This is a genomic window from Bacillus manliponensis (assembly GCF_000712595.1).
Taxonomy (GTDB): Bacteria; Bacillota; Bacilli; order Bacillales; family Bacillaceae_G; genus Bacillus_A; species Bacillus_A manliponensis.
On record NZ_JOTN01000040.1, the window covers coordinates 1 to 12,243 of the forward strand.

The following is a 12,243-nucleotide window of genomic DNA, read 5'->3' on the forward strand; positions in this document are numbered from 1 at the left end:
AAGCGTTCAGTCGTTAAGACTGAACGCTTTTTTTACCATTTTGTACAGATGAAAATGCACGTTGTACACGACAAAGTGCTTCTTCTAATACAGAGCGGGGACAACCAATATTTAAGCGAATGAAATGTTCACCACCAGCGCCATATTTTTCCCCCGGTTCTAACACGATTTTGCCGTTTTCGACTAACAGCTTCGTACGTTCTTCCGCGGGAATACCGAGCTTGCTACAGTCAATCCAAAGTAAAAATGTACCTTCAGGCTGAACAACAGTAAGTTTTGGAATATGTGTTTCGATAAATTGTGTTGCAAATGCTGCATTTTCTTCCATATAGCCTTTTAAATCTGTTAGCCAATCGTTACATTTTGTATACGCACTTTGAATTGCTTCATATGCAAAAATATTTAAACCGTGAAATCCTTGACGATATTGAACGGCTGCGAAACGCTCACGTAATTCTTTATTTGGAATGATAATAATGGATGCTTGTAAACCTGCGATGTTAAATGTTTTGCTAGGAGCGATGCACGTAATTGTACGGTTTGCTAACTCTTCTGATAGGGAGGCAAATGGTGTATGTGTATGGTTAGCGAAAATAATATCAGCATGAATTTCATCTGAAACGACAGTTACGTCATACATATTACAAAGTGATCCAAGTTTTGTTAATTCTTCCTTCGTCCAAACGCGGCCGGTTGGATTATGTGGACTGCATAGGAACATTAATTTTGCACCTTGCTGAAATTGTAACTCTAGCTGTTCAAAATCAATTTTGTATGTGCCATTTTCTAGCTGTAATGGATTGTATAGTAAGTTACGATTGTTTGTCGTAACCATTTCAAAAAATGGTGGGTATGCAGGTGGCTGCACAAGCACGTTGTCGCTTTCTTTTGTATAAGCTTGTACAGAAATACTTAATGCAGGGACGATACCAGCACTAAAGACAATCCAATCTTTCTGAATCTCCCAGTTATACTGTGACTTTGTCCAGTGGCATACGGTTTCTTTTACCTCTTCAGTCGGAAACGTATATCCGAAAACAGGGTGCTTCAAACGTTCTGTTAATGCAGTTTGAATTGGTTCAGGAACTTTGAGATCCATATCGGCAATCCAAGCATGCAGCAATTCTTGATTTTCGTGGCTGTCCCACTTTACACTGCCGGTCCCGCGGCGATTAATTGTATGATGAAATGTACTCATATTTTGACTCCCTCCTTGTTTTTGGATAGAATGCTACTTTTTCTCTTATTTCTCTAGCATATCCGATATGATAGGATAAAGAAAAGATGAAATTTAGAAAAAGGCGGGAAGTTAATGGGGACATATGAAAAAATGATTGAGCTGGTGAAGAACTGGGATCCGTTTCACATGGGACCAGAATTTTATGAAACAGAGGCAAGTGATGTTGTCTATGTAGCAAGTACATTTGACGATCCAAGATACATTGCGAAAAAAATACAACACATTTACATCATGTCCTTTGAAGAAGCGCTTGCAATTGAAAAATGTCATAAGTTAGCGGAAGAGCTATTATTATTAAAAGATGGTGGAAGTTGTTCGCTATAAAGTGAAACTTCACTTAGGAGTCGTAACTAGATTCGGGCTGTTACTCTCCCGCCTAAACTTCTTCGCTTTTTCTCAAGTTTTGAGGTGGAAGTCTTACAGCCCGCAAATAGCGGGATAAGTAGAAAGAGATGACTGTATCGTCATCTCTTTTATTTTGCTGCAAATGAAATAATTTCTTCGTACACATCTTCCGGTTTTTCCTCTGGCAATAAATGTCCGGTATTTTCATATGAAATAAAGTGAGAGTTCGGTAAGTCCTTATGAAGCCTATATCCAACATCAACGGGAACAACACGATCTTTTTCTCCCCAAATAAGTAAAGTAGGTGTTTCAATCTTTCGAAGCTCCATTGTTGGTAAGTCTCCTTCGCGGTCACGAATCATTCGTGTTAAAGCAGGAAAGATATTATCATCATAAAACGGAGCAGCGTATCCATCCATCATTTCTTCATCAATTAAAGAATGGTCGTGAACGACATTCTTTAAATTATGCACGATGCCGCGCCTTACAATCCAATTTTTCACATATAAATAGAAATAAGGAATATATGTTGAGTAAATGAGCGGTAGCTTTGCTCTTGTCAAATAGCCAGAGCTACACAGTAAAATCGTCTTTGCGATTAAATCGGGACGTAGCTTATTTGCGTACAATGAAATTTGCCCACCCATCGAATGACCGATTAGTATAATGTCTTTTTTATTTAAATGCTCGACTAAGTCAATGATGATTGTTGCTAAGTTACGATAGGAATACGTAAAGTTCATCGATTTACTACTCTTTCCGAAAGGTGGTAAATCAATGGCGAGTACAGTGCCACTCTTTTGTAGAAGTGGGATTAACCTGCGATAACTAAATGTAGAAGAGAGGAAGCCATGAATCAGTACAAATGTTGGACCGTTATTTTCATATAACTCGTAATGAATAGTATTGCCGTGAGTGGAAAAAGTGAAGTAGCTTTGTTCTTGATTCATTTTTTGTCACTCCATTAATTTTTGTTCATAGCATTTCCATATTGAAAGGAGTTATGTTGGAAAAATGAGGAATCGCTGAAAGAGAATGAGAAATGGCTGATAAACTAAAAAAATAGCCGAAAGAGAGTAGAAAATAGCTGATAAATTGAAAAAATAGCCGATAGAATGAGAGACAATATAAAATGCCCCCAATTGTTAGGAGCAGTCTAACAATTGGGGGCATTTTTCCTATCTATATACAAATCGTCTCAATAACATTTCTAACGGACCATTCAAATTCTTTTTTTCTAATACAGTGGCTAAAATGACAGAAAGAATCCAAATCCCTACTGCAATGATGGCAGCAATACCGTTACTTACATGTCCGCCTAAATCAAGGGCTACTGGTGATAGGAATAAAACAAGCATTGTTTCATTCCAAACAAAGAATGTTAATGAACGCTTTCCTAATGCGATTAAAGAAAGAGCAAAGCGCCCAGGATTCTTTAACTTTGCCCCAATGATTCCAAAAATCGCAGCATAAGCCAATCCGCCAGCAATTCCAGTTAAAATGTGAATTCCATTCATGACGCCAGCAGTAAAGAAACTAGGGTGCCATGCAGTTCCAATAAGGGATAAAGGTAATGCTCCTAATACAGAGATAGTTAACCCGATAATGGTTATGAAATAATTTGTTTTTAAATGTTGTTCTGGCTTTGTTAATAACTGATGTTTCGCAATCCACATTCCAATTAAAACAGAAGGAAGAATGGGGAAGAGGAAATGAATCATGATAGGGATGATTGGAAAGACAAACATTCTCATCATGGTAGTACTTAGGTAAGTGTCTTTGGCAGAAACGTCTGGAGCAAATCCATAATCTCCAATTTCTTGCATATTGAAGCCCCACAATATTGGAGTAATAATGATATAGAATACAGTGATAAAAATAAATGTTCGTATTAATGTTGTACTTTCACGTATTAATAGCCAGCTTACAAGAAGACCGGCTATCCCATAGGCCATCAAAATATCTTGGCCTCCAATGAAGACCGCTAAAACAATTCCGAATGCAATCAAATACGAGGAGCGCCTTCTTATCATTTTTAAGGAATCTTTTTCACTTTTTCCTTTAGAAATTTGACTTTCAAATGCAAGCACTAAACCGTACCCGAATAAAACGGCAAACATCGCTCTTGCTCGGTTATCGATTACGAATGTACCAAAAAGGTTCACGATTTGATCAAAGAAGTTAATGCTTTCTACCCTTTGCATAAGTCCAGGTTCGGAAGTGTACAAATAGAGTGGGGCATGTGCGAGTGCAATGAGTAGTAACATGGTGCCCCTAGCTAAATCGAGTGAAATAGCACGTTTTTTTGTTTTTGTTGTTCGAAAGTTTAATGAGGTGGACATTGTTATCGCCTCCTTGTTTTTTAATAAATGTTACGAACTTCCGTAATTACTTTCATTACAAATGACAGTTCTGCCATGAAAGATACAGTAGAAATGGTAAGAGAATTTGTAACCTCCCTCTTATTTTTGGTTGAATAAACAATAATTTGATTATATGGTCAGTTTTCATTCTAGTAAGATATGAAGCGTTTGTCAAATGAAATAATATGAACAGGGGTACAAAGAAGAGCAGTTATACAGAGGGTGTAAAATAGGTCAATAAAAAATGCATGAAAGCAAAAAGGAATGAGCTATACACTATGCATAGCTCATTCCTAACAAAATCACTTAAAATATGCTGGCTTACTTAACGTAATTCAGAAACAACGTATGGCGCTTCTTCACCTTTTAGTGCTGCCACTAAGTTTTCAGCAGCAGTCATCGCCATTTGATGGCGCGTTTTTAATGTAGCTGATCCGATGTGTGGTACGGTAACGACGTTCTTTAACGATAGGAGTGGATTGTCTTTTTCAATCGGTTCTTTTGAGAAGGTGTCGATGCCGGCAGCGTAAATTTTCTTTTCTTGAAGCGCCCGAATTAAAGCACCTTCATCGACAGTGTCACCGCGTGAAACGTTAATGAAGATAGCAGTGTCTTTCATAAGAGAAAATTCCCTCTCACCAATAAGATGATATGTTTCTTCTGTGAGAGGTGTAAGCATAACGATATAGTCTGCTTTTTGTAGTAGCTCATCTAATTCGCAGTACACGGCATCAAATTGTTTTTCTGCTTCCTCTTTTCGGCGGCGGTTGTAGTATAAGACGTTCATATCAAAGCCAAATTTTGCTCGCTTTGCAACGGCCTCGCCGATGCGACCCATTCCAATGATGCCAACTGTTGCATGATGAACATCAAGACCAAACTGAGCTTTCCCTATTTCAGCGTTCCACTCACCTTGTTTTACATATTGGTCAAGTTCAGCGATGCGGCGACCCGCGGCTAACATAAGAGCGAATGCTAAGTCTGCCACAGTATCGTCTAATACGTAAGGCGTGTTTGTACCAATAATCTGTCTTTGTTTCATCGCTTCTAAATCGAAATTGTCGTATCCAACAGAGATGTTACTTACAACTTTTAAGTGTGGCGCGGCGTCTAATAATTCTTCGTCAATCTTTGCACCGAAGTTGAGTAAGCCTTGTTTATCTTTTATCTTGTCTAATAAGACGTCACGTGTTATTTTTTCAGTGCCATCCCACTTTTCATATTCAAAGTGCTGACCGATATATTCTTCTACAAATGCAGGAACTTTTTCAGATATATATACTTTTTGTTTCATTGCGCTATCCCCTTTCGTTTACATTTTGCCATAATTATCAAAAAAAATCTTCTTTTCAAGCTTGAAAGAATATCTGTATAATTTAGAAAAAACATAAGGGGCGATAAATCCATGAATGAAAAAGAAATGGAATTGTTAGCATGTCTTGAAAAAAACGGTCGTTTATCTGCAGAAACGTTAGCGAAAATGTTAAATACAGAAATAAGTGAAGTACAGGAAATGAAAGAAAAGCTAGAGCGAGATGGTATCATTGTTGACTATGTAACACTTATCGATTGGTCAAAAGTGAAAGAACATTCTGGATTAACAGCGATGATTGATGTAAAAGTAACACCAAAGCACGGCGTTGGTTTTGATGCAGTTGCAGAACAAATTTATCGCTATTCAGAAGTAAAGTCTGTCTATTTAATGTCAGGTACATATGACCTTTCTATTACACTTGAAGGAAAAACGATGGGAGAAGTTGCGGTATTCGTATCTGAAAAGTTAGCAACGATTGAATCTGTTGTATCAACGACAACGCACTTTATATTAAAAAAATACAAACATGAAGGAATTGTTTATGATCGAAATGATGATGATAAACGAATTGTGGTGGCGCCATGAAGCAGTTTGAACTATCGAAAGCAGCTGAGTCTTTGCAACCATCGGGAATTCGAAAGTTCTTTGATTTAGCAGCGAGTATGAAAGGGGTAATTTCGCTTGGGGTTGGTGAACCTGATTTTGTTACGCCGTGGAATGTAAGGCAAGCATGTATCCGTTCATTAGAAGAAGGATATACAGCCTATACAGCAAATGCTGGGTTACTAGAGCTTCGTGAGGAAATTGCTGCGTATTTAAGAAGACAATTTGATATTTCCTATGACCCAAAAGATGAGATTATTGTCACAGTTGGAGCAAGCCAAGCATTAGATGTAGCGATGAGAGCAATTGTGAACCCTGGTGATGAGGTTATCATTATTGAGCCAAGCTTTGTCTCTTATGCACCGTTAGTTACATTAGCGGGTGGTGTTCCAGTTTCTGTTGATACATCACTAGAAAATGAATTTAAAGTGCAGCCAGGAGATATTGAAGCAGCAATTACATCAAGAACGAAAGCAATTTTATTATGCTCTCCAAACAATCCAACAGGAGCGCTTTTAAATAAAGAAGAGCTAGAGCAATTAGCGGTTCTTGTTGAGAAATATAATTTAATTGTACTGTCTGATGAAATTTATGCTGAGCTTGTATATGACGAAGCATATACGAGTTTTGCGGCGATTAAAAATATGCGTGATCATACGATTTTAATTTCAGGCTTCTCAAAAGGATTTGCAATGACAGGGTGGCGCCTTGGGTTAATTGCAGCACCTGTTTATTTTTCAGAATTAATGCTCAAAATTCATCAATACTCTATGATGTGTGCGCCAACGATGTCACAATTTGCGGCATTAGAAGCGCTTCGCTCTGGAAATGAAGACGTTGTACGTATGCGTGAGAGTTACAAAAAACGTCGCAATTTTATGACAACATCTTTTAATGAAATGGGGTTGACATGTCATGTACCTGGCGGAGCGTTTTATGTTTTTCCTTCTATTCGTTCAACGGGACTCTCTTCACAAGAGTTTGCTGAACAGTTATTGTTAGAAGAAAAAGTAGCGGTTGTACCTGGAAATGTCTTTGGTGAGAGTGGAGAAGGTTTTATTCGTTGTTCGTATGCAACGTCGCTTGAACAGTTAATGGAAGCGATGAAACGTATGAAGCGATTTATGGAGAAAGAAAAAAGGACAAAACAGAATACGTTTTGTCCATAAAAGGGGGGGAATACTAGAAAGCCATGTGTTAGTATTCTATCCCGATATTTGAAAAATATACATGGCAAGGAAAATTTTTTCTTGATTTTTGAATGATGACAAGGTGAGTGGTATAATTTACTAATAAGGTGAAACTTTATTTAGCTAAGATGTGTATCGCAAAACTTGTCATCGTTTTTAGGTTGTGGCTATTTGCGGTAAGTAAACGTATATCGTTCGTACAAAAAATCGAATAGAAAGGAGAGGCTACGATATAGGCAAAGAAGAGCGTCTATATAATAAGTAGCGGTGTTTCTTATGTCAGACAAATATACAACAGGAGTAGTTGTAAAGGGGAAAGTGACAGGAATTCAAGATTACGGTGCATTTATCGCATTGGATAAAGAAACGCAAGGCCTAGTGCACATATCTGAAATTACAAATGGATATGTGAAAGATGTTCGAGATTTTTTGAAAGTCGGAGATGAAGTAGAAGTAAAAGTCATGACGATTGATGAAGAGAGCGGGAAGATGAGCTTGTCGTTAAAAGCTGCGAAACGAAAGCAAGGAAAAGTACGTGTGCCAGCTCCAACAGCTAAAGGGTTTAATACATTACGTGAAAAGTTATCAGAGTGGATTGAAGAATCACAACCAACAAAGTAAAAGAGGACCGCGGGCTGCGATCCTCTTTTACTATTGTTATGATATAAATTAGCAAACACCGTTGCAAAGCAATGGTGTTCGTATGTCGGAAGTTAGTGTTCGCGTAGTTAGCGAACGTCACGAGTTTCTGGATGTGTGCCAAGTTCTCCAGACGGTTTAAATAAAAGACCAAGGTTGATTAGACCAGAGATACCGACAATACCATAAATGATACGGGCAAGTGCAGAATTTTGACCACCGAAAATAGCTGCTACTAAATCAAATTGAAAGAACCCGATAAGTCCCCAGTTTACTGCACCGATTACTGTAAATACTAATGCAATACGTTGTAAAGTACTCATCTTGTCATGTCCCTCCTTACATAATGAAGCCCATTTCTTGAACTTCTCTTATAGAATGGATACATTTTGCTTTTTTTATACTACTAAAATTATTTTTCTTGTTGTCTGCTTGTCTATACTGGGAAAAACGCGTTGTGGAGCCTTTTTTACAAAAATATAAAGTGGTTACGCTTACAATCTGTCGTTCCCTTGATTTATAACTTTTGATTCGCTAAAGTGAATACAAGAAGTACATATACATAATTGGAGGGAAAGAGATGAGCACACATGTAACGTTTGATTATTCAAAGGCGTTATCGTTCATCAGTGAACACGAACTAACGTATTTACGTGATGCGGTGAAAGTATCACACCATGCAATCCATGAAAAAACTGGAGCAGGGAACGATTTCTTAGGTTGGGTGGATCTTCCTAACGAGTACGATAAAGAAGAATTTGCGCGCATTCAAGCAAGCGCTGAAAAGATCAAAAGTGATTCAGATATTTTACTTGTAGTTGGAATTGGTGGTTCTTACTTAGGAGCACGCGCTGCAATTGAAATGTTAAATCATTCTTTTTATAACACACTTTCGAAAGAACAACGCAAAACTCCACAAGTGCTATTTGTTGGACAAAACATTAGCTCCACTTACATGAAAGACTTAATGGATGTATTAGAAGGAAAAGACTTCTCGATTAATGTCATTTCAAAATCAGGTACAACAACTGAACCAGCAATTGCTTTCCGCATTTTCCGTAAGTTATTAGAAGAGAAGTATGGAAAAGAAGAAGCACGTAAGCGTATTTATGCAACAACTGATAAAGCGCGTGGTGCATTAAAAACATTAGCGAATGAAGAAGGATACGAAACATTTGTAATTCCAGATGATGTTGGCGGTCGTTTCTCTGTATTAACAGCTGTAGGTCTACTACCAATTGCGGTAAGTGGTTTAAATATTGAAGAAATGATGCAAGGTGCAGCAAAAGCATGTGAAGACTTTGCAAACTCTGAATTAGAAGCAAATCCAGCATATCAGTATGCAGTTGTACGTAATGCCCTTTACAATAAAGGAAAAACAATTGAAATGCTTGTGAACTATGAGCCAGCGCTTCAATACTTTGCTGAGTGGTGGAAACAACTATTTGGTGAGAGTGAAGGAAAAGACCAAAAAGGTATTTTCCCAGCGTCTGCAAACTTCTCAACAGATCTTCATTCACTAGGTCAATACATTCAAGAAGGACGCCGCGATTTATTTGAGACAGTTTTAAAAGTAGGTAAGTCTGTTCATGAACTAACAATTGAATTAGATGAGAACGATTTAGATGGTCTAAACTATCTTGTTGGTGAAACGGTTGACTTCGTCAATACGAAAGCATACGAAGGAACACTACTTGCACATAGCGATGGCGGAGTACCAAACTTAATCGTAAATATCCCAGAATTAAATGAATACACATTTGGTTATCTTGTGTACTTCTTCGAAAAAGCATGTGCAATGAGCGGTTATTTATTAGGCGTAAATCCATTTGACCAGCCAGGTGTAGAAGCATATAAGAAAAACATGTTCGCGCTTCTTGGAAAGCCAGGATTTGAAGAATTAAAAGCACAGCTTGAAGAGCGTTTAAAATAATGTAAAAAGGACTCAGTATAATATACTGAGTCCTTTCTTATGAAATGGGACAAGCTAACATTAACGATGTGAAGAAAGGAAGGAACGGTATGATTCCAATTCGTTCAAAGTTAGAAGGACATACATGTAAACTTCATAAGCTCGAACAAATCTTAAAGCCACTTGGTTATGATATTGGTGGGGGCTGGGAATATGAAAAAGGCTGCTTTGATTACAAAATAAGTGAAGAAGATGGATATCAATTTCTTCGCATTCCTTTTATGGCAGTAGAAGGAGAGTTAGATGTGCCAGAGGTCGTTGTACGCCTTAACACTCCGTATGTGCTCTCACATGTATATCAAAATGAACTGGATGACCAAGTGAACACATTCACAGCCAGCATTACATCACTTGATCAGTTTGCTGAACCGAAAGATCCAGATGGAAAAGTAAAAGAAAAGTACGTTACATTCGGAGAACGGTTAGTTAGACAGTTAGAAGAGCAGATTCTTTAATGTTTTATAATAATAAAGATATCACCTTCAATTATTATAAGGTCAGGGGAAGGGTTAATTTCATATTGACCGTCGCGCTTCATTCCCAATAAAAGAATATTCTTTTTTAATAATTCATGACTACAAGTTGTAAATGTTTCGCCAATTTTCTTTCGTGGCACCTCCATAAGTTGTAACTTGTTTGCGGTAATTTCGTTATATAACGTAGAGAGGACGCCAGAAATAGAAGGGAATAAGAGAGAAGCGGTAAAGACATAACTCGTAAATTTATTTCCTTCAATAATCTCTGTTACTCCAGCACGTCTAGCGTTATGAATTTGTTCAGACGTTAACATTTCTGCAATGCAGTAAATATCTTTGTTTAACCCTTTTGCTGTTAAAATCGTTAAGATTGATTGCGTATCTGCAGAGCTTTCACTCTTTTCCTTATCAGCTGTAATTAAAATCGTATGGGCAGCACGAATATTTGCTTTTAATAAACTTCGGTCATGGTGGGGACATCCCTTAATAAATTGCAAATGTTGAAAAGTTTTTGGTAAAAGCGGTAATGTTTCGTCAACGAGTACGATATCTAAGCTAGGCTGCAAAACACGCATTTGACTTACTACATGCTTTGCGCGCTCATTCCAACCTATAACAATCATATGTCCTTGAGCAGAAGCAGCCTCTTCGCCTTTTACTTTTCTATATTGTTTACTAATCATTTCAGTTGCAAAGAGAACCATATAGTAAGCGCAAAAACCTGTTCCAAGCAAGATGAGAGCTATTCCAACTAACTTTCCCGGTACACTTTGAGGAGCAAAGTCGCCATAACCGACAGTAAAGATGGTGACAATCGCCCACCATACGCCGTCAAACCATGTTGGAAATGCTTCTTTTTCTAAATGGTGAATGACAAAGCCAGATACAACACTGAGTAAAGAAATAAGAAGAACAAGTTGCAAAATGATAGAACCTCGAAAAATATCTATAATGCTATTCTTTTCATTCATATGTATACTCCTTCTTATGTACGTTGGTATGAATTTTTAAATCTTTATGAATTAGAAGAAAAGTTTTTCGGTATTATTCAATAACTCTCCTCGTTTTCAAATAACTAAATTGTAGTCACCGAGAGAAAGGAGAGAGTAATCTCTTAACTAAAAGGGGATTGTTACTATATGAAACTAATCGTTTTGTCACCTTTTTGTGTGGTTCTATCATTGTTACCAAATAAAACAAAAAGAAAAACTCATCCGAATAAAAGATGAGTTTAAATACTTTCAATTTCTGTTTGTTTTACACTACTTAGTTGCTGAATATCGTAATAAACATCAGCTGTTCGCATTTTTTGATCAATTGCTAATTTCATTTGTAAAAAGTGTAATTCGTTTTCTAATGTTTTTAGCTTCATATTTTTAACGTAAATGCCCATATTTTTAATATCTTCAATAACAATTGGAATATCTTGCATACTCCCGACGGTGATTTTGATGGAAATCTCTCGTTGGCGAAGTGTTTTTGGGCCAAAAATCCCCATTGCAAATGGAATAAGTTCAACGCTAATCATTAGAAATAGGACGCCAGCAATTGCTTCTAAGTAGAATGCAGCACCAACTGCAATGCCAATTCCAGAAGCACCCCATATCATGGCAGCTGTAGTTAAACCAGCAATACTGTTGTTTTCTTTACGTAAAATCACTCCCGCCCCTAGAAAACCGATGCCAGATACAATTTGAGCAGCTAAGCGGAGAGGATCTGTTCGAATGTGATCAGGGCTTGGGAGAATGTAAGCAGATTCAATAGAGACGATGGTAAGTAAGCAACTAATAATAGAAATAACTAAACATGTTTTTAGTCCGAGTGGTTTCCTTCTTAGTTCACGTTCTAGGCCGATAATGAATCCTAAAAAAGCAGAAAGCCCTAGTTTTAACAGTAAATCCATATGCTCCATTACCTCTATCCCCCCTTGAAGGAATGTATGAGAAAAGGTTTGATAGTTAAGTATATGGTAGGAGAAAAGAAAGTTGGTTACTTTTTTAAAAAAAGTTTTAAAAGGGTGTTGCATTTCGAAAATCACCATGATATATTAATAACCGTCGCTGATGCGGAACAGCAGAAACGACAAAAAAGAAATTAAAA

General features: G+C 37.4%; 13 protein-coding genes. 6 read left to right on the top strand and 7 right to left on the bottom strand.

What is annotated here, in order from left to right:
* Positions 1-13: 13 nt before the first annotated feature.
* Entirely contained in the window at positions 14-1,198 is a 1,185-nt protein-coding gene (locus BAMA_RS22420; RefSeq protein WP_034644032.1) for a MalY/PatB family protein, read from the bottom strand.
* Positions 1,199-1,312: 114 nt separating this feature from the next.
* On the opposite strand from BAMA_RS22420, the gene BAMA_RS22425 reads away from it, so the two are divergent.
* Complete coding sequence (locus BAMA_RS22425; RefSeq protein WP_034644035.1) at positions 1,313-1,564, top strand: DUF1871 family protein; 252 nt, start codon at positions 1,313-1,315, stop codon at positions 1,562-1,564.
* A gap of 149 nt (positions 1,565-1,713) precedes the next feature.
* Here the strand turns inward: BAMA_RS22425 and BAMA_RS22430 are convergent, their stop codons facing one another.
* From BAMA_RS22430 to BAMA_RS22440, 3 genes are all read right to left on the bottom strand, one after another.
* Positions 1,714-2,535 (bottom strand): alpha/beta hydrolase, encoded by an 822-nt coding sequence (locus tag BAMA_RS22430; RefSeq protein ID WP_034644038.1) that lies wholly within the window; start codon positions 2,533-2,535, stop codon positions 1,714-1,716.
* Between the two features lie 228 nt (positions 2,536-2,763).
* Complete coding sequence (locus BAMA_RS22435; RefSeq protein ID WP_034644041.1) at positions 2,764-3,927, bottom strand: DUF418 domain-containing protein; 1,164 nt, start codon at positions 3,925-3,927, stop codon at positions 2,764-2,766.
* A gap of 346 nt (positions 3,928-4,273) precedes the next feature.
* Positions 4,274-5,242, bottom strand: coding sequence for a 2-hydroxyacid dehydrogenase (locus BAMA_RS22440; RefSeq protein WP_034644043.1), 969 nt, complete (start codon positions 5,240-5,242; stop codon positions 4,274-4,276).
* A gap of 111 nt (positions 5,243-5,353) precedes the next feature.
* On the opposite strand from BAMA_RS22440, the gene BAMA_RS22445 reads away from it, so the two are divergent.
* From BAMA_RS22445 to yugI, 3 genes are all read left to right on the top strand, one after another.
* On the top strand, positions 5,354-5,848 hold the full coding sequence (locus BAMA_RS22445; protein ID WP_034644046.1) for an Lrp/AsnC family transcriptional regulator: 495 nt from the start codon (positions 5,354-5,356) through the stop codon (positions 5,846-5,848).
* On the top strand, positions 5,845-7,035 hold the full coding sequence (locus BAMA_RS22450) for an aminotransferase (RefSeq protein WP_034644048.1): 1,191 nt from the start codon (positions 5,845-5,847) through the stop codon (positions 7,033-7,035). Before BAMA_RS22445 ends, BAMA_RS22450 begins: the two co-directional genes overlap by 4 nt.
* A gap of 297 nt (positions 7,036-7,332) precedes the next feature.
* Entirely contained in the window at positions 7,333-7,677 is a 345-nt protein-coding gene (gene yugI, locus BAMA_RS22455) for a S1 domain-containing post-transcriptional regulator GSP13 (RefSeq protein WP_034644051.1), read from the top strand.
* A 107-nt stretch (positions 7,678-7,784) separates the two neighbouring features.
* Here the strand turns inward: yugI and BAMA_RS22460 are convergent, their stop codons facing one another.
* Positions 7,785-8,018: a DUF378 domain-containing protein gene (locus BAMA_RS22460; protein ID WP_034644056.1), complete on the bottom strand. Its 234-nt coding sequence runs from the start codon at positions 8,016-8,018 to the stop codon at positions 7,785-7,787.
* A 257-nt stretch (positions 8,019-8,275) separates the two neighbouring features.
* Here BAMA_RS22460 and BAMA_RS22465 point away from each other — a divergent pair, with 257 nt between their 5' ends.
* Together BAMA_RS22465 and BAMA_RS22470 are read left to right on the top strand one after the other, a co-directional pair.
* Positions 8,276-9,628, top strand: coding sequence for a glucose-6-phosphate isomerase (locus tag BAMA_RS22465; RefSeq protein ID WP_034644059.1), 1,353 nt, complete (start codon positions 8,276-8,278; stop codon positions 9,626-9,628).
* 89 nt (positions 9,629-9,717) lie between these two features.
* Positions 9,718-10,122, top strand: a complete 405-nt coding sequence (locus tag BAMA_RS22470; protein ID WP_034644063.1) for a YugN-like family protein — start codon at positions 9,718-9,720, stop codon at positions 10,120-10,122.
* Here BAMA_RS22470 and BAMA_RS22475 read toward each other — a convergent pair.
* Together BAMA_RS22475 and BAMA_RS22480 are read right to left on the bottom strand one after the other, a co-directional pair.
* Complete coding sequence (locus BAMA_RS22475; protein ID WP_034644066.1) at positions 10,119-11,114, bottom strand: potassium channel family protein; 996 nt, start codon at positions 11,112-11,114, stop codon at positions 10,119-10,121. The two genes, BAMA_RS22470 and BAMA_RS22475, sit on opposite strands and share 4 nt — an antisense overlap.
* Positions 11,115-11,374: 260 nt before the next feature.
* Positions 11,375-12,055 carry an MgtC/SapB family protein gene (locus tag BAMA_RS22480; RefSeq protein WP_034644069.1) on the bottom strand — a complete coding sequence of 227 codons (681 nt, stop codon included), beginning with the start codon at positions 12,053-12,055 and terminating at the stop codon, positions 11,375-11,377.
* Between the last annotated feature and the right edge of the window lie 188 nt (positions 12,056-12,243).

What these genes read in the sequence shown, in the direction of transcription:
- BAMA_RS22420 (WP_034644032.1), bottom strand. Translation starts at nt 1,198, where the DNA reads ATGAGTACATTTCATCATACAATTAATCGCCGCGGGACCGGCAGTGTA.
- BAMA_RS22425 (WP_034644035.1), top strand. Translation starts at nt 1,313, where the DNA reads ATGGGGACATATGAAAAAATGATTGAGCTGGTGAAGAACTGGGATCCG.
- BAMA_RS22430 (WP_034644038.1), bottom strand. Translation starts at nt 2,535, where the DNA reads ATGAATCAAGAACAAAGCTACTTCACTTTTTCCACTCACGGCAATACT.
- BAMA_RS22435 (WP_034644041.1), bottom strand. Translation starts at nt 3,927, where the DNA reads ATGTCCACCTCATTAAACTTTCGAACAACAAAAACAAAAAAACGTGCT.
- BAMA_RS22440 (WP_034644043.1), bottom strand. Translation starts at nt 5,242, where the DNA reads ATGAAACAAAAAGTATATATATCTGAAAAAGTTCCTGCATTTGTAGAA.
- BAMA_RS22445 (WP_034644046.1), top strand. Translation starts at nt 5,354, where the DNA reads ATGAATGAAAAAGAAATGGAATTGTTAGCATGTCTTGAAAAAAACGGT.
- BAMA_RS22450 (WP_034644048.1), top strand. Translation starts at nt 5,845, where the DNA reads ATGAAGCAGTTTGAACTATCGAAAGCAGCTGAGTCTTTGCAACCATCG.
- yugI (WP_034644051.1), top strand. Translation starts at nt 7,333, where the DNA reads ATGTCAGACAAATATACAACAGGAGTAGTTGTAAAGGGGAAAGTGACA.
- BAMA_RS22460 (WP_034644056.1), bottom strand. Translation starts at nt 8,018, where the DNA reads ATGAGTACTTTACAACGTATTGCATTAGTATTTACAGTAATCGGTGCA.
- BAMA_RS22465 (WP_034644059.1), top strand. Translation starts at nt 8,276, where the DNA reads ATGAGCACACATGTAACGTTTGATTATTCAAAGGCGTTATCGTTCATC.
- BAMA_RS22470 (WP_034644063.1), top strand. Translation starts at nt 9,718, where the DNA reads ATGATTCCAATTCGTTCAAAGTTAGAAGGACATACATGTAAACTTCAT.
- BAMA_RS22475 (WP_034644066.1), bottom strand. Translation starts at nt 11,114, where the DNA reads ATGAATGAAAAGAATAGCATTATAGATATTTTTCGAGGTTCTATCATT.
- BAMA_RS22480 (WP_034644069.1), bottom strand. Translation starts at nt 12,055, where the DNA reads ATGGAGCATATGGATTTACTGTTAAAACTAGGGCTTTCTGCTTTTTTA.